The sequence below is a fragment of the Actinomadura oligospora ATCC 43269 genome, from assembly GCF_000518265.1.
Taxonomy (GTDB): Bacteria; Actinomycetota; Actinomycetes; order Streptosporangiales; family Streptosporangiaceae; genus Spirillospora; species Spirillospora oligospora.
Genome location: NZ_JADG01000021.1, coordinates 104,553 through 126,300, shown reverse-complemented (window position 1 = coordinate 126,300; position 21,748 = coordinate 104,553). Strand labels below are relative to the sequence as shown.

The 21,748-nt window shown below is 73.9% G+C and carries 21 protein-coding genes; 13 read left to right on the top strand and 8 right to left on the bottom strand.

All coding sequences use genetic code 11. The annotated features are described in order from the left end of the window. Positions 1-25: 25 nt before the first annotated feature. The 5 genes from P696_RS0129020 to P696_RS0129000 form a co-directional block, all read right to left on the bottom strand. A complete protein-coding gene (locus P696_RS0129020; protein WP_026415074.1) occupies positions 26-1,156 on the bottom strand; it encodes a VldE C-terminal domain-containing protein in 1,131 nt (376 codons plus the stop codon). 254 nt (positions 1,157-1,410) lie between these two features. Further along, the gene (locus P696_RS0129015; RefSeq protein WP_026415073.1) at positions 1,411-2,247 is read right to left on the bottom strand and encodes a DUF4253 domain-containing protein; all 837 of its coding nucleotides are present in this window, start codon (positions 2,245-2,247) and stop codon (positions 1,411-1,413) included. An 85-nt stretch (positions 2,248-2,332) separates the two neighbouring features. After that, positions 2,333-2,503 (bottom strand): hypothetical protein, encoded by a 171-nt coding sequence (locus P696_RS56310; RefSeq protein ID WP_157429980.1) that lies wholly within the window; start codon positions 2,501-2,503, stop codon positions 2,333-2,335. Between the two features lie 29 nt (positions 2,504-2,532). Further along, positions 2,533-4,926 carry an FtsX-like permease family protein gene (locus tag P696_RS48860; RefSeq protein WP_051468314.1) on the bottom strand — a complete coding sequence of 798 codons (2,394 nt, stop codon included), beginning with the start codon at positions 4,924-4,926 and terminating at the stop codon, positions 2,533-2,535. Next, positions 4,923-5,642, bottom strand: a complete 720-nt coding sequence (locus tag P696_RS0129000; protein ID WP_245627851.1) for an ABC transporter ATP-binding protein — start codon at positions 5,640-5,642, stop codon at positions 4,923-4,925. The genes P696_RS48860 and P696_RS0129000 overlap by 4 nt, the downstream gene beginning before the upstream one ends. Before the next feature lie 154 nt (positions 5,643-5,796). Between P696_RS0129000 and P696_RS0128995 the strand changes: the two genes are divergently transcribed. The 3 genes from P696_RS0128995 (at position 5,797) to P696_RS0128985 (ending at position 8,664) form a co-directional block, all read left to right on the top strand. Continuing rightward, positions 5,797-7,035, top strand: a complete 1,239-nt coding sequence (locus tag P696_RS0128995; RefSeq protein ID WP_026415071.1) for a sensor histidine kinase — start codon at positions 5,797-5,799, stop codon at positions 7,033-7,035. Further along, positions 7,023-7,661: a LuxR C-terminal-related transcriptional regulator gene (locus tag P696_RS0128990; RefSeq protein WP_026415070.1), complete on the top strand. Its 639-nt coding sequence runs from the start codon at positions 7,023-7,025 to the stop codon at positions 7,659-7,661. The genes P696_RS0128995 and P696_RS0128990 overlap by 13 nt, the downstream gene beginning before the upstream one ends. A 133-nt stretch (positions 7,662-7,794) precedes the next feature. Further along, the gene (locus P696_RS0128985) at positions 7,795-8,664 is read left to right on the top strand and encodes an alpha/beta hydrolase (protein WP_034487517.1); all 870 of its coding nucleotides are present in this window, start codon (positions 7,795-7,797) and stop codon (positions 8,662-8,664) included. A 58-nt stretch (positions 8,665-8,722) separates the two neighbouring features. Here the strand turns inward: P696_RS0128985 and P696_RS0128980 are convergent, their stop codons facing one another. Further along, positions 8,723-9,664, bottom strand: coding sequence for a LysR substrate-binding domain-containing protein (locus tag P696_RS0128980; RefSeq protein WP_026415068.1), 942 nt, complete (start codon positions 9,662-9,664; stop codon positions 8,723-8,725). A gap of 76 nt (positions 9,665-9,740) precedes the next feature. Between P696_RS0128980 and P696_RS0128975 the strand changes: the two genes are divergently transcribed. From P696_RS0128975 to kynU, 10 genes are all read left to right on the top strand, one after another. After that, complete coding sequence (locus tag P696_RS0128975) at positions 9,741-11,231, top strand: 2-hydroxymuconic semialdehyde dehydrogenase (protein WP_051468313.1); 1,491 nt, start codon at positions 9,741-9,743, stop codon at positions 11,229-11,231. 10 nt (positions 11,232-11,241) lie between these two features. After that, a complete protein-coding gene (locus P696_RS0128970; protein WP_051468312.1) occupies positions 11,242-12,078 on the top strand; it encodes a 2-keto-4-pentenoate hydratase in 837 nt (278 codons plus the stop codon). Further along, positions 12,075-12,824 (top strand): 2-keto-4-pentenoate hydratase, encoded by a 750-nt coding sequence (locus P696_RS0128965; protein WP_026415065.1) that lies wholly within the window; start codon positions 12,075-12,077, stop codon positions 12,822-12,824. The genes P696_RS0128970 and P696_RS0128965 overlap by 4 nt, the downstream gene beginning before the upstream one ends. After that, positions 12,821-13,273 carry a RidA family protein gene (locus P696_RS0128960; protein ID WP_051468311.1) on the top strand — a complete coding sequence of 151 codons (453 nt, stop codon included), beginning with the start codon at positions 12,821-12,823 and terminating at the stop codon, positions 13,271-13,273. Before P696_RS0128965 ends, P696_RS0128960 begins: the two co-directional genes overlap by 4 nt. After that, positions 13,270-13,842, top strand: coding sequence for a 3-hydroxyanthranilate 3,4-dioxygenase (locus P696_RS0128955; protein WP_034487514.1), 573 nt, complete (start codon positions 13,270-13,272; stop codon positions 13,840-13,842). Before P696_RS0128960 ends, P696_RS0128955 begins: the two co-directional genes overlap by 4 nt. Positions 13,843-13,917: 75 nt before the next feature. Continuing rightward, positions 13,918-14,952, top strand: coding sequence for an amidohydrolase family protein (locus tag P696_RS56305; protein WP_026415062.1), 1,035 nt, complete (start codon positions 13,918-13,920; stop codon positions 14,950-14,952). After that, positions 14,949-16,253, top strand: coding sequence for a carboxylesterase/lipase family protein (locus P696_RS54955; RefSeq protein WP_051468310.1), 1,305 nt, complete (start codon positions 14,949-14,951; stop codon positions 16,251-16,253). The genes P696_RS56305 and P696_RS54955 overlap by 4 nt, the downstream gene beginning before the upstream one ends. Further along, positions 16,196-17,113 (top strand): acetaldehyde dehydrogenase (acetylating), encoded by a 918-nt coding sequence (locus tag P696_RS0128940; RefSeq protein ID WP_026415061.1) that lies wholly within the window; start codon positions 16,196-16,198, stop codon positions 17,111-17,113. Before P696_RS54955 ends, P696_RS0128940 begins: the two co-directional genes overlap by 58 nt. Then, a complete protein-coding gene (dmpG, locus tag P696_RS0128935) occupies positions 17,110-18,126 on the top strand; it encodes a 4-hydroxy-2-oxovalerate aldolase (protein ID WP_026415060.1) in 1,017 nt (338 codons plus the stop codon). The genes P696_RS0128940 and dmpG overlap by 4 nt, the downstream gene beginning before the upstream one ends. After that, the gene (kynU, locus tag P696_RS0128930) at positions 18,123-19,421 is read left to right on the top strand and encodes a kynureninase (protein ID WP_084338334.1); all 1,299 of its coding nucleotides are present in this window, start codon (positions 18,123-18,125) and stop codon (positions 19,419-19,421) included. The genes dmpG and kynU overlap by 4 nt, the downstream gene beginning before the upstream one ends. Positions 19,422-19,515: 94 nt before the next feature. On the opposite strand, the gene P696_RS48850 is transcribed toward kynU, so the two are convergent. Further along, positions 19,516-19,902 carry a luciferase domain-containing protein gene (locus P696_RS48850; protein ID WP_157429977.1) on the bottom strand — a complete coding sequence of 129 codons (387 nt, stop codon included), beginning with the start codon at positions 19,900-19,902 and terminating at the stop codon, positions 19,516-19,518. A gap of 148 nt (positions 19,903-20,050) precedes the next feature. Further along, positions 20,051-21,493, bottom strand: coding sequence for a threonine/serine exporter family protein (locus P696_RS0128920; protein WP_245627848.1), 1,443 nt, complete (start codon positions 21,491-21,493; stop codon positions 20,051-20,053). Between the last annotated feature and the right edge of the window lie 255 nt (positions 21,494-21,748).

Sequence of the window (21,748 nt, the reverse complement as noted above, 5' to 3'; positions counted from 1 at the left end):
TGGACTGACGACGTGGAGGGCTCGCCTACCGCAGGACCGAGATGTGGACGTGGTCGTAGTGGTTGGCGGTGATGCCGCCGCGGTCGGCCATCGGACGCCAGCCCTCGGAGGCGCGGGCGATGTTCCAGATGTGCTGCTTCCAGATGACGTAGGAGACGCCGAGCCGGGACGCGTTCGCGACGGCGTAGGCGGCGACCTGGTCGCCGTGGCGCTGCGCGGAGGCGCTCGGCATGGCGCCGCCGCCGCTCTCCATGAAGTCGCAGGCGCGGCCGTCGGCGTGGTCCTGGGCGTCCGCGCCGGAGCGGTAGCAGCCGATCGTCGGGAACGGCCCGAAGGCGCCGTCGATCTCCAGCACGAGGTCCCGCATGGTCGGGGTGACGGTGTTGCCGGTGATCAGGGAGCGGGCGGTGGAGACGCCGTCGGGGCGTCCGGACACCTGCGGCTGCGAGCGCGGCGTCGTGGTCCGGGCGGGCGCGGACGGGGCGTTGAGGGCCGCGAACTTCGTCCCCTTCGGGAGGATGCGCCTCAACTGCTTCTGCAGCTTGCCGGCGTCGAGTTTCGGGGCGCTGAGCAGCAGCGCGTTGCCGTCGGGCATGCCCAGGGAACGCGCCTGGGCGCGTGACACGACCGCGTCCACGTCGTCGATGCCGAGGGCGGCGTAGGCGGCGACGCGGAGCCGTCCGGGGTGCGACGCGCTGCCCGCCGGGACGACCTGGCCGAGCGGCACCGAGCCTTCCTGGGACATGGTGAAGGAGACGGCGAGGCCGCCGGTCGCGACCGTCTGCCAGAGCTGGTCGGACGCGCCGCTCTGCTTCGGCACGAAGGCGCGGAAGTCGGACGGGTCGACGCCGAGCAGCCCGACCTGCCGTCCGGCGACCTGGGCGCGCGCGGCGTCCACGACGGTCGCTCCGGCGACGCCCTTCAGCGCGCGCACCCTCGCCACGGCGTCGGGCGGCAGCGTGCCGGTCCCGGCGACGAGCAGGTGGGGGGTGAGGGTGCGGGTCAGCGGCGCGACCGTGGGCGGCTTGGGGACGGCTCCGTCGGCGACGGCGACCAGGCGGCCGGACCTGTTCTGCTCGGAGGAGGGGGAGGCGATGCCGGAGACGACCACGCCGATGTTGGCGGCGAGCGTGGCCGTGACGGCCGTGCCGACCACGACGGGAAGCGCGCGGTCACGCGTTCTTCGCTCGTGACCGTGGCCGCGTCCCCGCTGTGGGCTTCGCCCGCGCTTCCGACTGGGGCCGTGCCCGCGTCCCGTCCAGCGCACCCTGACCGCCGTTCTTCATGAATCCCGCCAAGACGGGCATCGTAGACAGTCAGGCGGCGTGTGATCCAGTGGTGGACGTCCGTGTCACCGGAGACGGAGTGTCAGTCTCGCGAGGTCGTCCCCGCCACGTCGGCTCCGGCAGTTCAGTCCCACCAGAAGGACCACCAGGTCTTGCCGCGGATCTCCTCGGCGTATCCGGCGAGCGTGCCGGGGCCCTGGAAGAGGATGTCGGGGCAGAACGCCCAGTGCTCGGCGGCGACCTGGACGGCGTGCCGGGTGGTGACCGGCGGCGAGGCGACGCTCAGCTCGAGGGTGTTGAAGCCGAGTCCGACGACGCGCGCGCCGAACCGGTCCTCCCAGCCGCGGACGACGGCGGCGAGCGGGGCGGTCCACTCGTTGTGGTTCAGCGCCCCCTGCCAGCCGATCGCGGCGAGCACGTCCGCGCCCCGGTCGACCGCGACCAGGCCGAGCGACATGCCGCGCGCGGCGAGGACGCGGGCGTGCCGGTCGGCGGCGGCGTCCGGGTCGTCCAGGTGGGGGCCGGAGGGGGCCGGGCCGGGGCAGTGCCGCCCGTAGGGCTCCAGGTCCTTGAAGTCCTCCGCGGCGGCCTGCTCGGCGTAGTCGCTCCACACCTCGTACATGAACGCGGCGGGCTCGTAGTTGCCGATCTCGGCGACCGGCTCGGGGGCGACCTGCCCGGCCGACCAGGGCTGGTCCGACTCGTCCAGCAGCACCGGCCAGAGCCCGGAGCGCGGGTGCTCGGCGCGCACTCGTGCCCACAGCCCGGCGTCGACCGGGTCGTCGCTCACCCAGAACGCGGGCGCGCGGATGAACTGCCGCTGCGGGTAGCCGGGATCGGGCCAGACGACGTCCCCGGGCGGGAGCGCCACCGACAGGGCGCGCTCCGCGTCGCCGTCGGGGAAGAGCTTCGGGAGGTCTCCCGGCAGCCGCTCTCGGAGGTCGAGGTCCAGGTCGTCCATATCACGCCGTTCCGGTCCAATTCGTGCCAACACCGATCTTGGCACTCCAGGATCGTAACGGCGACCGCGCGGGCACGCGCACGGTTCACCGCTCCCGACGGCCGCGGGCGAGGTATTCGATCAGAAGCCCGATCAGACCGAGGCCGGTGAGGGAGCTGACGGCGATCTGGTGCCAGGTGTTGGGGTACACCAACTGGTAGACGACGTTCACGGTCAGCAGCATGACGAACAGCGTCCAGCGGGTGCTCGCGCTCATCGAGGCGGTCCTTTCTCAGTGGACGAATCTCAGTGGACGAAGGGGAGGGACGGCGGGGAGGGGACGGGCGTCCCGGTGACGAACATCGCGAGGGCCACGGTGGCCAGGGCCGCGACCGCGAGGCCGGTGATGGCGCCGGTGCCGAGCACGATCACGCCCTCGAGCCGGACCGAGCCGCGCACCTGCGCGCGGGTCGCGCCGACCTTGTGGAGCAGCGTGAGCTCGCGGCGGCGCGAGGCGACCGCGAGGAGCCGGGTGGTGACGACGCCGACCAGGACGAACCCGCCGATCGCCGCCACGATGATCTGGCTGAGGAACTCCTGCGTGCGCAGTTCGCGCGAGGTCGCCTCGCCGAACGCCGCGCGGTCCACGGCGCGCACGCCGGTGAAGCGGGCGGCGACCGCGTCGAGCGCGCGCAGCGTTTCGGGCGAGCACGGCCCGGAGCAGCGGACGAGGACGTGGTCGTCCAGCGGCGAGCCGGTGTGCGCGGCGACCAGGTCGCGGGGGAGCAGGATGTCACCGAGGCCGAGGCCGCGCTCGTAGACGGCGACGACGCGGGCGTTGATCTTGGTGCCGTCGCCGAGGAAGAGCGTGCGGGACGAGCCGATCCTCGCGCCGCCCGCGACGTCCTTGCTGAGGGCGACGGACGTGCCGGTGAGCGCGTCGAGGCCGCCCTTGGTGGTCTTGGCGTCGACGGTCTTGGACGCGTCCGCGCCGAGGCCGCGGGCGGGGTACGAACGCAGCTCGACATCGCCCACCTCGCGCACCGGCATGACCACGGTCGTGCGGTGGACCGGTGTCACGGCCGTCACCCCGGGGACGCCCCGGACGGCCTCGGCGGCCCCGGACGGCACGCCCGGCCCGGACGACACGAGCATCCGGTCGGCGCGGTTGGCGGCGCTCGCCTGCGCGGACGTCGCGTCCATGATCGTCGCGACGCCGGTCAGCTGCACCAGCGCGAACGCGATGACGAGCGCGACCGGTGTCAGCACCGCGCCCGCGCGCGGGGCGGCGGACGCGGCGGCCTGCCGTGCGAGCCGTCCGGTGACGGGCGCGAGCAGGGCCACGACGCCGCCCAGGACCTGCGCGCCGAGCCGGGCGATGAGCGGCGAGAGGAACGCGACGCCGATCATCAGCGACATGATCATGCCGCTGAGCGAGGCCGCCGCGACCGCCCCGGACGTCTTCAGGGAGAGTCCGAGGGTGCTCAGCCCGGCCGCCACCAGCAGCGCCCCCGCGATGACCCGCCAGCGGGCGACCCCGGACGGGTCGGCGGCGGTCTCGCCGAGGGCCTGCGCGGGCCGGACCCCCGACACGCGCAGCGAGGCCAGGAGCGCCACCAGCAGGGTGGCGACCAGGGTGATCGCGAGCGAGGCGAGGGCGGGCAGCGGGCTCAGCGCGAGGGCGAAACCGGGCGGCAGCACGCCCTTGTCGCGCATCGCGGCGTGCAGGGCGGCTCCGGCGGCGAGCGACAGGGCCCCGCCGATGGCGGCGGCGGGCAGCGCCGTCCGGAGGGCCTCCTGGACGACGCGTCCGCGCACCTGGCCCGGCGTCGCGCCGACGGCGCGGAGCAGTGCGTACTCGCGGGACCGGCGGCGTGCCTGGAGCCCGAGCAGGCCGCCGACCACGATCAGCGCGGCCATCAGCGACGTTCCGCCGACTCCCGAGGCGAGTTCGATCATGTCGGGCCGGACGGCGGCGACCGACGGGTCCTCGGCGTCGCCGCGCGCCGAACCGGTCAGGACGGTCAGTCCGGGCGCGGCGGCACGCAGGTCGCCGATCTTGGCGTCGTGGTCGGCGAGGACGCCGAGCGCGGAGGCGGATCCCGGGTGGCCGCTCAGCTCGGCAGCCGTGCCCGGAGCGAAGTACGCCGCGGCCGGACCCGAGCCGACCAGGCCGGTGACGCGGTACACCGTGGGCGCGCCGTTCGCCTGGAGCCTGACCGCCTGGCCGACCTTCGCTCCGGCGGACGCGGGCAGCACGACCTCGTCGGGCGCCTGCGGAGCCCGTCCGGAGGACGGCGCGATGCGGCCCAGCGCGGCCGAATCCCAGCCGTGACCGGAGAGGACGGCCCCGGCGGAGGGGCCGGAGGCGGTCACGAGCGGGAACGACACGTCCGCGACGACCGCCCGGACACCTGGCACCTGCCGGAGGCGGTCGGCGGCCGACACGGGGATGCGCGGCAGCTCGGTCCTCGGCCGGTACTTCATCTTGGGCTTCGAGCCCACTTCCTTGGTCAGGAGCCCGACGCGGGCGGGCGTGGTGACGACCGCCCGCGCCGCCTGGTACCGCTCGGTGGGGGCGTGCGCGCGGAGACCCGACTCCAGCAGCACGCCGAACGCCCCGACCAGCACGGTCGCGAGCAGGAGGGTCACGAAGACGCCCAGGGACGCGCCCTGGAAGTCGGAGCGGCGGGGCCTCACGCGGCCACCCCGTCCCAACGGGCCAGCACGGACGCGACGGTCGGGGAGCGCAGTTCCTCCACGATCCGGCCGCCGTCCAGGAACAGCACAGAGTCGGCCCAGGACGCGGCGACCGGGTCGTGGGTGACCAGCACGACCGTCTGGCCCGCCACGTCCACGGCCTCGCGCATCAGGCGCAGCACCTCGCGGGCGGTGCGCGGGTCGAGCGCCCCGGTCGGCTCGTCGGCGAACACGACCTCGGGCTCGGTCACCAGGGCACGGGCGAGCGCCACGCGCTGCTGCTGCCCGCCGGACAGCTCGCTCGGGCGGCTCCGCATCCGGTCGGCGAGGCCGACCCGGCCCAGCACCGCGGCGATCCGGTCCCGGTCGACCCGGCCGCCTCCGAGCCGCAGGGGCAGCGCGACGTTCTCCTCGACGTCCATGGACGGGATGAGGTTGAACGCCTGGAACACGAACCCGATCCGCTCGCGGCGAAGCCGGGTCAGGGCGGCCTCCCGGAGCCGCCCGAGGTCGGTGTCGCCGATCCAGACCGTCCCGGAGGTCGGCCGGTCGAGCCCGGAGGCGCACTGGAGGAAGGTGCTCTTTCCGGAGCCGGACGGCCCCATCACGGCGGTGAAACCGCCGGGAGGGAAGGCCCAGGAGACGCCGTCGAGCGCCCTCACCTGTCCGTAGGCCCTGGTCACCGAGTCGAGGCGCACCGCCGGTGCGGCGGGCATGCTGGTCATCGCGCTGTTCACGTCATCGACGCTAGGCACCGGAAGATCGTCCGCCATCAGGGCGTGACCCCGGATCCATGGTGTAGCCAGCTACACCATGGGACGGGGGCTGGCCCGGTCCAAGGGCGTTCCCAGGTGGAATACGGTGATCTGTATGGGGCGGCAGCTGCGGCGATCGAGGGGCGCCACCGTCTATCTGGCGGTGGGCCTGGCGACCGCCGCGCCCGGACTCATGGGCCTCTACCTGGTGCCGCTGACGCTGCTGCTCGGCGCGGTCATCGTGGCGCTGCCGTGGATGCCGCTGCTGGCGCGTCCCGTCCTTGGGCTGGCGGAGTACGAGCGCCGCCGCGCGTCCCGGTACCTGGGCCGCGAGATCGCCGCGCCCGAACCGCCGCGCTCGACCGGGTCGGCCCTGGAGGACGGGGTGCGCCTGTTGCGGTCCCCGGCGCTCTGGCGCACGCTGGCCTGGCTGCTCCTGCACGGCGTCCTCGGCTTCATCGGGGGCGTCTTCGGGGTGCTCATGTGGCCGGCGGTGCTCTACTCGCTGTCGCTACCGCTGTGGTGGTGGGCCGTCCCGGACGGCTCGGTGTCGGCGTTCGTCCCGCTCCACACCTGGGAACAGGCGCTCACGCTGCCGTTCCTCCAGACGGCCCTGTACATCTGCATCGCCCTGTGGCTGCTCCCGCTGATGGCGAGCGGCCAGGCCCGCCTCGCCGCGCTGCTGCTGTCGCCGCCGCGTCAGCGCGTCGACCTCCGGGCCCGGGTCGAGCAGCTGACCGAGACCCGCGCCGAGGCACTGGAGGCGCACGGCGCCGAGCTGCGCCGGATCGAGCGCGACCTGCACGACGGCACCCAGGCCCAGCTCGTCGCGGTCGCGCTGCGGCTCGGGCTCGCCGACCGCCGCTTCGAGACCGACCCGGCCGCGTCCCGGGAGCTGTTCCTGGCCGCCCGGGACGGCGTGGAGGAAGCGCTGACGCAGCTCAGGACGGTGATCCGGGGCATCTACCCGCCGATCCTGTCCGACCGGGGGCTCGGCGGGGCCGTCCGCGCGCTCGCCGGTGCGCAGCCGATCCCCGTCCGGCTGGACGTCCCGGCCGACGGCCTGCGCGCCCCCGCCGCCGTCGAGGCCGCCGCCTACTTTGTCGTCGCCGAGGCCCTGACCAACGTCGCCAAGCACGCGGGCGCGGCCGGCGCCGAGGTGTCGGTCCACCGGGACGGCCCGCTGCTGCGGGTCCGCGTCTCCGACGACGGCAAGGGCGGCGCGGACGAGATGAGGGGCAGCGGCCTGGCCGGGATCCGCCGCCGCGTCGCCGCCCTGGACGGCGTGACCCGCATCGACAGCCCCGACGGGCGGGGCACGACCCTGGAGGTGGACCTGCCGTGCGGATCGTGATCGCCGAGGACAACGTGCTGCTCCGGGAGGGCGTGATCATGCTCCTGGAGTCCGGCGGGCACGAGGTCGTGGCGTCCGTCGGGGCCGGGCCCGAGGTCGTCCCCGCGCTGCTGGAGCACCGTCCGGACGCGGCCGTCCTGGACGTCCGGCTGCCGCCGGGCTTCCGCGACGAGGGCCTGCGGGCGGCGATCGAGGCGCGCAAGGCGATCCCGGGGCTGCCCATCCTGGTGCTGTCGCAGTACGTCGAGGAGACCTACGCGGGCGAGCTGCTGTCGGACGGCGGCGGCGCGGTCGGCTACCTGCTGAAGGACCGCATCGGCCGCGTGGACGAGTTCCTCGACGCGCTCGACCGGGTGGTGTCCGGCGGCACCGCGCTGGACCCCGAGGTCGTGGCGCAGCTCATGTCCGTCCGCCGGGACCCGCTGAACACCCTCACCCCGCGCGAGCGCGAGGTGCTCGGCCTGATGGCGCAGGGCCTGGACAACTCCACGATCGCGACCACGCTGGTGATCACCGAGCGGTCCGTCGGCAAGCACATCGGCGCGATCTTCGCCAAGCTCGGCCTGCCGCCCTCCGACAGCGGCCACCGCCGCGTCCTCGCCGTCCTCGCCTACCTCAACGCCTGACCGCCCAACCTCAACGCCTGACCGCCCAACATCAGCGTCCACGGGCCTGCCTCGGCGTTCGCGCGCCTGACTTCAGCGTCTGCGCGTCCACCTTCGTGTCTGAGTGCCCGGTTCCCGGCATAGGCTGATCATCATGGATGTGCGTGACGATCCGGCCGAGGGCCTCAGCGACGAGCAGCTCGACGTCGCCTACAACGTGCGGCGCAAGGCGGGCGAGGACTTCGAGGCGTTCATGAAGCGCTACCGGTCCGACTCCGACGCGGCCGTGGACGGCCTGCCGGGCACCCCCGGCGTCCTCTACGACGAGACGAGCGGCGAGCGACTCGACGTGTGGGGCACCGAGGACGGCGAACTCCGCCCGGTGTTCATCTTCTTCCACGGCGGCTACTGGTTCGCCGGGGCGAAGGAGGACACCGCCTTCATGGCCCGGATGCTGCACGGCCAGGGCGTCGCCACGGTCGTCCCGGACTACACCCTCGCCCCGAAGGTGACCGTCGAGGAGATCGTCCGGCAGGCGCGGGCGGCGGTCGCCTGGGTCTGGCGGCACGGCCGCGAGCACGGCCTGGACCCCGACCGGATCATCATCGGCGGCAGCTCGGCGGGCGGCCACCTGACCGGGATGACCATGGTCGAGGGGTGGCAGGACGGGCTGGGCCTGCCCGCCGACGTCGTCAAGGCCGCGATGCCGTTCAGCGGCCTGTTCGACCTGCGCCCGATCCTGCGGATCTACGTCAACGACCACGCCCGGCTCGACGCGGAGACCGCCGTCCGGCTCAGCCCGGCGTTCCAGCCCATGGAGCGGCGCTTCCCGGCCGTGTTCGCGGTCGGCTCGGAGGACGGCACGGGCTTCGTCGACCAGTCGCGGCGTTTCCAGCCGCACTGGGGCGACGGGGAGCTGCTGGTGGCGTCCGGGCGGAACCACTTCGACGTCATCCTCGAGCTGGAGGATCCGGACACCGAGGTCAGCCGCGCCCTGCTCGGCCTGTTCGCCACCATCGCCTGACCGTTTTCGTCCAGGGCGTGTCTCAAGGCCACCTGCCCCACCGACCTTGGGACACGCCCTAGCAGTTCCCGTCGGGCTGGGTGATCTCGGCGGCCTGCGTCCGCAGGTGGTCGAGCATCAGCCGCGCGGACGGCGTGAGGGGCCGCCGGTCCGGGATCGTCACACCGACCTGGCGGCGCACCGGGTCGAGCGGCACCGGCAGCGGCGCGACGCCCGCGTCCGTCCGGGCGACCAGGTCGGGCAGCGCCGCGATCATGTCGGTGTCGCGGACGAGCGTCCGGACGGTCAGCACCGAGGTGCATTCGACCAGGTCGGTGGGCAGGGGCAGGCCACGGTCGCGGAACACCCGCTCCAGTTCGCTGCGCAGCGCGGTCTGCTGGAGCGGCAGCACCCACGGGTAGTCCAGCAGGTCGGCGAGCGTCAGGTGCGCGCGGTCGCGGGCCGGGTGCCCGGCCCGCGCGACGAGGCGCACCGGCTCCCCGTACAGGACGATCTGCCGCAGTCCGGCCTGGTCGCCGATCGGGTTGAGCCGTCCGAGGACCATGTCGATCTCGCCGTCCAGCAGGCGCGGCACCTGAGCGTCGAAGGTCGCCTCCTGGACGATCACGGTGATGCCCGGCCGCTCCCGCTTCAGCGCCGCGATCGCGCGCGGCAGCAGCACGTTCGACCCGGCGAGCAGGGTGCCGATGGTGACCGTGCCGACCTGGCCGTCCGCCAGCCCGGTGATCCGCTCGCCGGCGCGGCGCAGCTCGGCCAGGACGGCGCGGGAGTGCTCCACGAACGCCTCGCCGAAAAGCGTCGGCGTGACCCCGCGCGGCCCCCGGGTGAACAGCTCCACGCCGAGGATGTGCTCGACCTCGCGCAGGCTGCGGGTCACCGCGGGCTGGGCGAGGCGCAGGTGCTCGGCGGCGCGCAGCACGCTGCCGTGGTCGGCGATCGCCACCACCAGCACCAGGTGCCGCAGCTTGAGCCGCCCGTTCAGCAGGTCGATCGCACGCATGCCGCCTTCCTACCAATAACCCTCTTGATATAGCAAGGGTGCCATTAGGTATTGGACGCGCATAGCTGGCGGAGAGATGATCGTCGTACCGGAACAGGCCGGTGACGAGGCGATCCTGGAGGCGAACGGCATGCGGGTGCGGCACTACGTCGGCGGTGAGTTCCGGACGGACGGCGCGCCCTTCCCCCTGGTCGACCCGGTGACGGGCGGCGAGGCCGGGACCGTGCCGGAGGCGCCGAGGGTCATCGTGGACGAGGCCGTCCGCTCGGCCCGCGCGGCCCTGTCCGGCGAGTGGGGCGCGACGTCCCCCGAGGAGCGGTCCGCCGCGCTCCGCCGGATCGCCGACGGCATCGACGCCCGCTTCGAGGAGTTCGTGGACGCCGAGGTCCGCGACACCGGCAAGCCTCGCGAGCTGGCCGCGACCGTGGACATCCCGCGCGCCGCGGGCAACTTCCGCGCCTACGCCGACCTGCTGTACGGCCGTCCGGAACGCGCCTACAGCACCCGCGTCCCGGGCTGGAGCGGTGGCACCGGGCAGGCCCTCAACTACACCGTCCGGCGCCCGCTCGGCGTGGTCGCGATCATCTCCCCCTGGAACCTGCCGCTGCTCCTGCTGACCTGGAAGGTCGCCCCCGCCCTCGCGGCCGGGAACGCGGTGGTCGCCAAGCCGTCCGAGGAGACCCCCTCGACCGCGACGCTGCTCGCCGAGGTGATCCACGAGGCCGGGCTGCCCGCCGGGGCGTTCAACCTGGTGCACGGGCACGGCGCGGACGCCGCCGGGGCGTTCCTCACCGGCCATCCCGGCGTGGACGCGATCGCCTTCACCGGCGAGTCCGCCACCGGCGCGGCGATCATGCGGAACGCCGCCGACCACGTCACCCCGGTCTCGTTCGAGCTCGGCGGCAAGAACCCGGCGCTGGTGTTCGCCGACGCCGACCTCGACGCCGCCGTGGACGGCACCGTCCGGTCGAGCTTCACCCACTCCGGGCAGATCTGCCTGTGCACCGAGCGCGTCTACGTCGAGCGGCCGGTCTTCGACGAGTTCGTCGAGCGGCTCGGCGAGCGCGCCCGCAAGCTCGACGGCTACGGCCCGATGATCTCCGCCGAGCACCGCGACAAGGTGCTGTCGTACTACCGGCTCGCGGTCGAGGAGGGCGCGACGGTCGTCGCGGGCGGCGGCGCCCCGGTCTTCGGCGACGACCGCGACCAGGGCTTCCACGTCGAGCCGACCGTCCTGACCGGCCTGTCGGAGCAGGCCCGGACCGTCCGGGAGGAGATCTTCGGGCCGGTCTGCCACGTCGCGCCGTTCGACACCGAGGAGGAGGCGGTCCGGCTCGCCAACGACAGCGAGTACGGCCTCGCCTCGACCGTCTGGACGCGCGACCTGTCGCGGGCCCACCGCGTCGCGCCCCGGATCGAGACCGGCATCGTGTGGGTGAACTGCTGGAACCTGCGCGACCTGCGCACCCCGTTCGGCGGGGTGAAGGCGTCCGGGATCGGCCGCGAGGGCGGCGAGTACTCCCTGGACTTCTTCTCCGAGCCCGTGAACGTCTGCATCCAGATCTGAGAGCGAGATCGTGACCGAGACCGACACCGAGACCGCCACCGGGACCGCGGGGTCCGCCGTCGAGCGGGCGGCCGACCGCATCCTCGCGGCGTACGCGAGCGGAACGCCGTGCGAACCCGTCCGTGACCTGGTCGCCACGCCGGACGAGGCGTACGCGGTGCAGGAGCGGCTGACCACGAGGTGGCTCGGCGAGGGCCGCCGCCTGGTCGGCCGGAAGATCGGCCTGACGTCGGAGGCCGTGCAGCGGCAGCTCGGCGTGGACACCCCGGACTTCGGGATGCTGTTCGCCGACATGGCCGTCCCGGACGGCGCGGAGATCCCGGCGGGCGCGGTCATGCAGGCCAGGGCCGAGGCCGAGGTGGCGCTCGTCCTGGAGCACGACCTGACGCACGAGCGGCACACCGTCGCCGACCTGCTCCGCGCGACCGCGTTCGCGCTGCCCGCGATCGAGGTCGTCGGCAGCCGGATCCGCGACTGGGACATCACGCTCGCCGACACCGTCGCCGACAACGCCTCCTGCGGCATGTACGCGCTGGGCAGCCGTCCCGTCCGGCTCGCGGACGTGGACCTGCGGCTGGCCGGGATGGTGCTGGAGCGGCGCGGCGAGCAGGTCTCGACCGGCACCGGGACGGCCTGCCTCGGGCACCCGCTGAACGCGGCGCTGTGGCTCGCCGACATGCTCGTCCGGGTGGGCCGCCCGCTGCGCGCGGGGGACACCGTGCTCACCGGCGCGCTCGGCCCGATGGCGGCGGTCGCGCCCGGCGACGTCCTGGAGGCCCGCATCGACGGACTCGGCGACGTGCGCGTCGCCTTCCAGAAGGAATCGGCGAAGGAGGACGCGTCGTGACCGACGTGAAGGAGCTGGCCGCCCGGCTGGACGAGGCCCGCCGCGACGGCCGCGCGATCGGGATGCTCAGCGCGTCCGAGCCGGGGCTGGACGTGACGACGGCCTACGACGTGCAGCGCGCGGGCATCGAGCTGCGGCGGCGGCGCGGCGAGCGGTTCGCGGGCGTCAAGATGGGCTTCACCAGCCGGGCGAAGATGATCCAGATGGGCGTGGACGACGTCATCTGGGGCCAGCTGACCGACCGGATGCTGGTCGAGTCCACGGCCGAGGTGTCCGGGATGATCCACCCGCGCGTCGAGCCGGAGATCGTCTTCCTGATCGGCCGGGACGTGACCCGCCCCGCCGACGTGGACACCGCCGTCGCGGGGATCGCGGTCGGCTACGAGATCCTCGACTCCCGCTACGCCGACTTCAAGTTCACCCTCACCGACGTGATCGCCGACAACGCCTCGGCGTCCGGGTTCGGCGTCGGTGCCTGGCACAGCCCGCGGGACGTCGCGAACGTCGGCATGGTCCTGGAGATCGACGGACGCCCCGTCCAGACCGGTTCGTCGGCCGCCATCCTCGGCGACCCCGTCCGGGCGCTGCGCGCCGCCGCGCGGCTCGCGACCGAGGCCGGGATCGTCCTGCGCGCGGGCGACATCGTCCTCGCCGGAGCCGCGACCGCCGCCGTCCCGCTGCCCAAGGACGCCCACGTCCGCGTCACCGGCGCGGGCCTCGGCTCCGTGGAGGTGACCACGCGATGAGCGACGCGGTGAACGAGGCGAAGGGCGACGCCATCCTCGTCGAGGGCAAGGCCAGGCCGCGCGGGAGGTTCCCGCACCTGAGGCGGGCCGGGGACCTGGTGTTCGTGTCGGGGACGAGTTCGCGGCGTCCGGACGGCACGTTCGCCGGGGCGAGCGCCGACCCGATGGGCGTCACCGACCTGGACGTCCGCGCGCAGACCCGCGCGGTGATCGAGAACATCCGCGACCTGCTCGAGGCGGCGGGCGGCGGCCTGTCCGACGTGGTGAACGTGACCACCTACCTGGTGAGCATGAACGACTTCGGCGGCTACAACGAGGTCTACGGCGAGTTCTTCGACGAGACCGGCCCCGCCCGCACCACGGTCGCGGTCCACCAGCTGCCGCACCCGCATCTGCTGATCGAGATCTCGTGCGTCGCGCACATCCCCCAGGAGGAGACCGGGACATGACGCTTCCGAAACTGGCGCACGGAACGCCGTTCAACTTCCAGGCGTGGATCGCCGAGCACGAGCACCTGCTGAAGCCGCCGGTCGGCAACAAGCAGGTGTTCGAGGACGCCGGGATGATCGTCATGGTCGTCGGCGGCCCGAACCAGCGCACCGACTTCCACGTCGACCCGCGCGAGGAGTTCTTCTACCAGCTCAAGGGCAACATGGTGCTGCGCGTGATGGAGGAGGAGGGCAGGCCGCCGGTCGACGTGCAGATCAACGAGGGCGACGTGTTCCTGCTGCCCCCGAACGTCCGGCACTCGCCGCAGCGGCCCGAGACCGGATCGGTCGGGCTGGTCGTGGAGATCGCCCGTCCCGAGGGCGAGCTGGAGTCCTTCGAGTGGTACTGCACCGAGTGCCACCACCTGGTGCACCGCGCCGAACTGCAGGTCCGCTCGATCGTGGACGACCTGCCGCCGGTGTTCCAGTCCTTCTACGACGGCGACCGCAAGTGCCCGAACTGCGGCGCCACGCACCCGGGCAGGCAGTGGCCCGATGCGATGGTCCCGACGACGGCGCCCCGCGCCTGACCTGACGAGAACGTCCCTCCCGGCGGCCCGCGCCGCAGGGAGGGGGCGCGAGCACGCCCGGAAACGGAGGTCCCCGTGAGCGTCTTCGATGTCCACGCGCACGTCTTCCCGCGCATCACCCGCGCGGAGGGACGGCTGCTGAGCGACGCGGACGAGCCCTGGCTGCGCGACGACGGCGACGGCACCGGCATGATGATGTGCGGCGGAGCCGAGTACCGACCGGTCGAGGAGGGCCTCTGGGAGCCCGCCCGCCGCCTCGCCGACATGGACGCGTCCGGGGTGGACGTCCAGGCCGTCTCGTCCACGCCCCTGATGTTCGGGTACGAGGCCGACCCGTCCCGCGCCGCCGCGTGGTGCGACCTGGTCAACGACCGCATCATGGGGTACTGCGACGCCGATCCCGCGCGGCTGCTGCCGCTCTGCCAGGTGCCGCTCCAGCACACCCCGACGGCCTGCGAGGTCGCGACGCGCGCCGCCGCGGCCGGGCACCGTGGCGTGCACATCGGCAACCACGTCGGCGAGCGGAACCTGGACGACGGGGCGATCGCCGAGTTCCTGGCGCACTGCGCCGGGCTCGGGCTGCCCGTCCTGGTCCACCCGTGGGACATGATGGCGACCGACCGGATGCGGGGCCACATGCTGCCGTGGCTGGTCGGGATGCCCGCCGAGACGCAGCTCAGCATCCTCGGCATGATGCTCGGCGGCACGTTCGAGCGGCTCCCGGAGACGCTGCGGATGTGCTTCTGCCACGGCGGCGGCAGCTTCGCGTTCCTGCTCGGACGCGCCGACAACGCCTGGCGGAACCGCGACATCGTCCGCGCCGACTCGCCGCGCCCGCCGTCGGAGTACACCGACCGCTTCCACGTGGACTCGGCCGTGTTCGACCCGCGCGCGCTGCGGCTGCTCGTGGACGTCATGGGCGTCGAGCGCGTCATGCTCGGCACCGACTACCCGTTCCCGCTGGGCGAGCAGGAGCCGGGCGCGGCCGTCCGCGCCTGCGCGGACCTCACCGACGCCGACCGCGCGGCGATCCTCGGCGGCAACGCGGAACGGTTCTTCGCGCGCGTGGACGCCCCGGCGGGTCGTCCGGCGGCGGGGCTCGCCTCGTGACGGCGGTCGCGACCGCCACCGGGATCGTGCGCGGTGGCCCGGACGACGGGACCACCCTGTTCGCGGGCATCCCGTACGCCGCCCCGGCCCGCAGGTTCGCGCCGCCGGAGCCGCCCGTCCCGTGGGACGGCGTGCGCGAGGCCCGGACATTCGGCCCGCCCGCCGCGCAGCGCCCCGGCCGGATGGCGTGGGTGCCGGGCCTGGAGATCGACCCGGAGACGGGCCGCGAGAACTGCCTCACCCTGAACGTCTGGACGCCCGGCGCGTCCGGCACGTCTGGTGTGGCCGGTGGGCGGCCGGTGCTGGTGTTCCTGCACGGCGGCGCGTTCGTGTTCGGGTCCGGCGCGCAGCCGATGTACCGCGGGACGGTCCTCGCCCGTGACCACGGCATGGTCGTCGTGACCGTCAACTACCGCCTCGGCGTCCTCGGCTTCGGGTACGACGACGAGATCCCGGCCAACCTCGGGCTGCGCGACCAGGTCGCCGCGCTGGAGTGGGTCCGCGCCAACATCGCCGCGTTCGGCGGCGACCCGGACCGGATCACCCTCGCCGGGCACTCGGCGGGCGGGATGAGCGTGCTCGCGCTGATGGCCGCGCCCAGCGCGCGAGGTCTGTTCCACCGGGCCGCGGTGATGAGCGCCCTGCCCTACGGCTTCGCCACCGAGACGCGCGCCCGCGCGTTCACGACCGCGTTCCGGCGGGCGCTCGGACGGGCGCAGCCGCGGTCGGCGCCGCTGCGGGCCGTCCTCGCGGCCGAGGGGGAGGCGGCGAAGTCGCTTCCGCCCGTCGAGGGCGTCCTGCCCGTGGCGCCCGTGGTGGACGGCTCGTTCCTGCCCCGGCATCCGATGGACGCCGTCCGGTCGGGTGCGGTCCCGGCCGTCCCGCTGCTGGTCACGACCACCGCCGAGGAGATGCGGCTGTTCGCCGCGATCGACCCGGCCACGCTGTCGGCCTCCGACGCCCGCACCGAGCTGGTGTGGCGGCGACCGGCGGACGAGCTGGCCCGCTGGCACGCCGCGCACGGCGGCGAGGTCCACCGGGTCACGTTCACGCACCGCTCGCCCCACGTCCACCGGGGCGTGCCGATCGGTGCCGCGCACCTGGCGGACGTCCCGTTCCACCTCGGCACCCTGCACGACCGGCGCCTGGCCCCCCTCACCGGGGCGGGCCCGGACGTCACCGCGCTCGGCGCCGAGATCACCGCGGCCTTCGCCGATTTCTGTCACGGAAGGGAGACTGTGCCATGCCGGACGCGCAGCGCGTCGCGATCATCGGATCGGGCAACATCGGCACCGATCTGATGATCAAGGTGCTCCGGACGTCGGACCTGCTCGACGTCGCGGTGCTCGCGGGGATCGACCCGGACTCCGACGGGCTCGCCCGGGCGCGCCGGCTCGGCGTCGCCACGACCCACGAGGGCGTCGAGGGCCTGGTCGCGATGCCGGAGTTCGCCGGCGTCACGGTCGTGCTGGACGCCACGTCCGCCAAGGCCCACCGGCACAACGCCGAGGTCCTCGCGCCGTACGGGAAGCGGATCGTCGACCTGACCCCGGCGGCGATCGGCCCCTACGTCGTCCCGCCGGTCAACCTGGACGAGCACCTCGACGCCCCCAACGTCAACATGGTCACCTGCGGCGGCCAGGCGACCGTGCCGATCGTCGCGGCCGTGTCGCGGGTGACGCCCGTCCGGTACGCCGAGATCGTCGCGTCCATCGCCTCGAGGTCGGCCGGGCCCGGGACCCGCGCGAACATCGACGAGTTCACCGAGACCACCTCGCGGGCGCTGGAGGAGGTCGGTGGCGCGGCGAAGGGCAAGGCGATCATCGTGCTGAACCCGGCCGAGCCGCCGTTGATCATGCGGGACACGGTGTACTGCGTGACCGGCGAATGCGACCCCGAGCAGGTCACCGCGTCGATCGAGAAGATGATCGGCGAGGTCGCCGCGTACGTGCCGGGCTACCGGCTCAAGCAGAAGGTGCAGATCCGCCCGCTGGACGCCGCCGACCCCCTCGCCGCGCTCGCCGGGGGCGGGCCCGGGAATCTGGTGTCGGTGTTCCTGGAGGTCGAGGGCGCCGCACACTACCTGCCCGCCTACGCCGGGAACCTCGACATCATGACGTCCGCCGCGCTGCGCGTGGCAGAGAGGCTGGCGACCCGATGACCGTCGAGCTGTACGTCCAGGACGTGACGCTGCGGGACGGCATGCACGCCATCCGGCACCGCTACACCGTCGACCAGGTCCGGGAGATCGCCGCCGCGCTGGACGCGGCGGGCGTCGACGCGATCGAGGTCGCGCACGGCGACGGCCTCGCGGGATCGAGCGTCAACTACGGCCCCGGCGCGCACCTGGACGAGGAGTGGATCGCGGCGGCGGCCGAGGTCATGCCCAACGCGAAGCTCACAACATTGCTGCTGCCCGGCATCGGCACGATCGCCGAGCTGAAGCGCGCGCACGAGCTCGGCGTCCGGTCGGTGCGCGTCGCCACGCACTGCACCGAGGCCGACATCTCCGCCCAGCACATCGCGACGGCCCGCGAGCTCGGCATGGACGTCGCCGGGTTCCTGATGATGTCGCACATGGCCGACGCCGAGACCCTCGCCGGTCAGGCGAGGCTCATGGAGTCCTACGGCGCGCACTGCGTCTACGTGACCGACTCCGGCGGACGCCTGACCATGGACGGCGTCCGCGACCGCGTTCGGGCCTACCGGGACGTCCTGTCCGACGAGACCGAGATCGGCATCCACGCCCACCACAACCTCGGCCTCGGCGTCGCGAACTCGGTCGTCGCCGTCGAGAACGGCGTCCGCCGCGTGGACGCGTCGCTCGCCGGGATGGGCGCGGGCGCGGGGAACTGCCCGCTGGAGGCGTTCGTCGCGGTCGCCGACCTCATGGGCTGGAAGCACGGCTGCGACGTGTTCCGGCTGATGGACGCCGCCGACGACATCGTCCGTCCGCTGCAGGACCGGCCCGTCCAGGTGGACCGGGAGACCCTGACGCTCGGCTACGCGGGCGTCTACTCGTCCTTCCTGCGGCACGCTGAGGACGCCGCCCGCCGCTACGGCCTCGACACCAGGGAGATCCTGGTGGAGGTGGGCCGCCGGGGCATGGTCGGCGGCCAGGAGGACATGATCGTGGACGTGGCGCTCGACCTGATCGAAGGAAAGAAGAAGTGACCGACGAGGCTGTGACCCTTGAGGCTGTGTCTTACGAGGAGACGGCCCTCGAGCTCCGGGCCCGGAGCCTCGACGCGGCCGATCCGCTCCCGACGCTGCGCGCCGAGTTCCTGATCCCGCCCGCGCCCGGCGGCGACCACGAGGAGGCCGCCTACTTCGCGGGCAACTCTCTCGGCCTCCAGCCGAAGGCGACCGCCGCGCGGCTCGCCGAGGAGCTGACCGACTGGTCGCGGCTCGGCGTGGAGGGCCACACGCAGGCCCGGCGTCCGTGGGTGTCGTACCACGAGCTGCTGACCGAGCCCGCCGCGCGGCTGGTCGGCGCGCTCCCGCACGAGGTCGTAGCGATGAACTCGCTGACGGTCAACCTGCACCTGATGATGGCCAGCTTCTACCGTCCGGCGGGGGAGCGGACCCGCATCGTCATCGAGGACTCGGCGTTCCCGTCCGACTCGTACGCGGTCGCGAGCCAGGCCGTCCACCACGGGCTGGACCCGGCCGAGACGGTCGTGCGGCTCAGGCCCCGTCCCGGCGAGGACACCCTGCGCACCGAGGACGTCGCCGACTACCTGCGCCGCGAGGGCCACCGCGTCGCCCTGCTCATGCTCGGCGGCGTGAACTACCTGACCGGCCAGCTCATGGACATGGAGGCGCTCACACGCGCGGGCCACGAGGCGGGCGCGGTCGTCGGCTGGGACCTCGCGCACGCCGCCGGGAACGTCCCGCTGAGCCTGCACGGCTGGGACGTCGACTTCGCCGCCTGGTGCACCTACAAGTACCTGAACAGCGGTCCGGGCGCGGTCGCGGGCGCGTTCGTGCACGAACGGCACGTCCGGGACACCTCGCTGCCCCGCCTGGACGGCTGGTGGAGCACCCGCGCCGACATCCGCTTCCGCATGGACCCGGACGTCGACCACCCGCCCACCGCCGACGCCTGGGCCCTGTCCAACCCGCCGATCATGGCCCTCGCGCCCGTGCTGGTCTCGCTGGAGATCTTCGACCGGGTCGGCATGGCCGCGCTGCGCGCCAAGAGCGAGCGCCTCACGGCCTACCTGGCCGAACGCCTCGCCCCGCTCGGCGGCGTCCAGATCATCACCCCGGACGACCCGGCGCGGCGCGGCACGCAGCTCTCGCTGCGCGTCAAGGACGCGGGCGCCCTGGTGAAGGCCCTCGCGGACGAGGCGGGCGTCATCGCCGACGCCCGCGAGCCCGACGTCGTCCGGTTCGCCCCCGTCCCGCTCTACTGCACCTTCCACGACTGCCACCGCGCCGCCGAGGCCCTGGCGAAGCTCACCTGAGCGGGGCTCACCTGAGCAAGCCCTCACCTGGGCGGGGCTCACCAAGCCCCGCCTCACGCGGTTCGGCCGGGCGGTTCGGCCGAACCGCCGGACCTCAGTAGGGCTGGGACGCCGCGCCGCACGGCGCCGCGTCCCGGACCGTGCCGGTCGCCTTGATCGCCACGCTGGTCAGGGACAACGCCAGAGCGAGGTCGGAGTCGGTGTCCAGGCGGACCGCGGCCCACTCGCCGCCCGGCCGCACCCGCACCCGGCCGGACCCGGCGAGCGCCTCGCCCAGCCGGTCCAGCACCGGACGGGTCAGCCGGAACTCGGCCTCGTCCCCGCCGTGCAGGTGCAGGACCTGCCGTCCGCCCGCCGCCAGCGCCGTGCCGAGCCCGCAGTCGGCCCGCACCACCGCCACGTCGGGCCAGGACCCCACCTGGGCGAGCAGACGGCCGCCGATACCCGCTGTCGTCGTCGCGCCACTCCCGTTGGCTGCCACGCACGCATCGTCCCGCCGCCGCGACGCCGAGGGGAACCGCCCGAGTCGAAATCGTTACGCCCAGACGGCCGTCAGGTGCCTTGTCACGTGCCAGGACACGGCCACGGGACGTCTGTGACGCGAGCGGCCGGGGCAGCCGCGAGGGACGTCAGCGGACGCGTCGCGGCGTCCGCAGCACGCGGCGCGCCGGATGGGCCATCCGGAGCAGTTCCCCGCCGATGTAGACGCCCGCGCCGATCGCGAGGGCCGTCGCGAGCGCCTCGGCGAGCACGATCGCGGCGGGGCCGGTCCGTCCGGCGGTGAGTTCCAGCATGCCCCGGTACATCAGCGTGCCGGGCATCAGCGGCGCGATGCACGGGGTCACGCAGACCAGGGCCGGGACGTGCGTGAGCCGCGCGTAGGCGGTGCCGAGCAGCCCGACGACGGTGGCGGCGATCGCCGTGGCGGGCGCGGGGGGCAGGTCGATCCCGCGCATCTCGACCAGGACGGCCCAGGAGAGCATCCCGCCGACCGCGACCGGCGGCAGGAACCGCCACGACACCAGGTGGTAGACGGCGAACGTCACCGCGATCGCGGCGGCGCCGAGCGTCTGCGGCGCGGCGATCAGCGTCGGGACGGTCGGCAGGTGCGCCAGCGAGATCGCCACCCCGGTGCGGGCGGCGAGATAGGTGACCGCGCCGATGCCGCTCAGGATCGCGACGATCACGAACAGCACCTCCACCAGCCGGGTGGTGCCGGTGACCAGGTCCCCGGCGATGCCGTCCTGCATGGACACCACCAGCGCGCGCCCGGGGATCAGCGCGATGACCACGCCGATGATGACCGTCCCGGCCCGTACCGGCGCGTCCGTCGCGACGAGCAGCACCGTGACCAGCGTCCCGATCGCGGCGGCCACGGTCATCTGGAAGAAGTCGGCGATGCCGCGGCGGCCGAGCCACGCGCCCGTCCGGTCGCCGAGCAGCGTCGCCACGAACGCCGCGAGCGTCGCGTACGGGCCGCCGCCGACCAGCACCGCGCCCGCCCCGCCGAGCACCGACAGCGCCACGGTCTGCGCCCACGGGGGATAGGCGGTCGGCTGCCCGATGATGTCGCTGAGCCGGAACTTGGCCTGCTGGAAGCCGAGCAGCCCGGTGGCGGCCTCGCGGACCATCCGGTCGACGGCGATGAGTCGCGTGTAGTTCGGCGTCCGCCGCCGCACGCGCCGTTCCGCCGTCACCGGAGGACGGTCCCCACGCGGCAGGTAGGACATCCCGACGGCGGCGAGCGTCACGTCGTTCTCGGTGTGCGGCAGCCCGTACGCGCGCGCGATGCGGGCCATGGCCAGGTCCACCGACGCGGCGGTGTCACCGCCCGCGAGCATCAGCTCGCCGATCCGCAGCGCCAGGTCGAGCGTGGCGTAGGCGTCCGCCCCGACGCCGGGCTCGCGCGAGCCGCGCAGCGCCGCCTGCATCGCGGCCAGCGGGTTCTCGCCGGTGGTGGACGAGCCGGACCCGCCGGTCGGGGACGGGTCGGTCCAGGGCGGCTCGGCGTCGCCGTTCCCGGCAGCGGGGGCCTCGGCGGGGTCGCCGGGCTCGCCGTTCTCCTCGTCCACTGACCCTCCGGACTCCGCTGCGACCTGCGGCGACGCTAAGCCGCCGAGCCCCGGCGGAGGCGCCGGGACGCGGGGGAGCGACCGACTCTTTGCCCGCGCATGATCGCCGGTCGGGCCGCGTCACCGCCGCGCCGCGACCGGGAGGGCGAGATGTGGTGGTTGATCCGGTATTGCCGGGCGAGTCGGCGGTGGTGTAGCTACTGGGATCTCCGAATCAGTGACCGATTACCCCCTGGAACACCGGAGTTCCCATGC

Coding starts and splice junctions, on each gene's coding strand:
- P696_RS0129015 (WP_026415073.1), bottom strand. CDS start 2,247: ATGGACGACCTGGACCTCGACCTCCGAGAGCGGCTGCCGGGAGACCTC.
- P696_RS56310 (WP_157429980.1), bottom strand. CDS start 2,503: ATGAGCGCGAGCACCCGCTGGACGCTGTTCGTCATGCTGCTGACCGTG.
- P696_RS0129000 (WP_245627851.1), bottom strand. CDS start 5,642: ATGCCCGCCGCACCGGCGGTGCGCCTCGACTCGGTGACCAGGGCCTAC.
- P696_RS0128995 (WP_026415071.1), top strand. CDS start 5,797: ATGGGGCGGCAGCTGCGGCGATCGAGGGGCGCCACCGTCTATCTGGCG.
- P696_RS0128985 (WP_034487517.1), top strand. CDS start 7,795: ATGGATGTGCGTGACGATCCGGCCGAGGGCCTCAGCGACGAGCAGCTC.
- P696_RS0128980 (WP_026415068.1), bottom strand. CDS start 9,664: ATGCGTGCGATCGACCTGCTGAACGGGCGGCTCAAGCTGCGGCACCTG.
- P696_RS0128975 (WP_051468313.1), top strand. CDS start 9,741: ATGATCGTCGTACCGGAACAGGCCGGTGACGAGGCGATCCTGGAGGCG.
- P696_RS0128960 (WP_051468311.1), top strand. CDS start 12,821: ATGAGCGACGCGGTGAACGAGGCGAAGGGCGACGCCATCCTCGTCGAG.
- P696_RS0128955 (WP_034487514.1), top strand. CDS start 13,270: ATGACGCTTCCGAAACTGGCGCACGGAACGCCGTTCAACTTCCAGGCG.
- P696_RS0128940 (WP_026415061.1), top strand. CDS start 16,196: ATGCCGGACGCGCAGCGCGTCGCGATCATCGGATCGGGCAACATCGGC.
- dmpG (WP_026415060.1), top strand. CDS start 17,110: ATGACCGTCGAGCTGTACGTCCAGGACGTGACGCTGCGGGACGGCATG.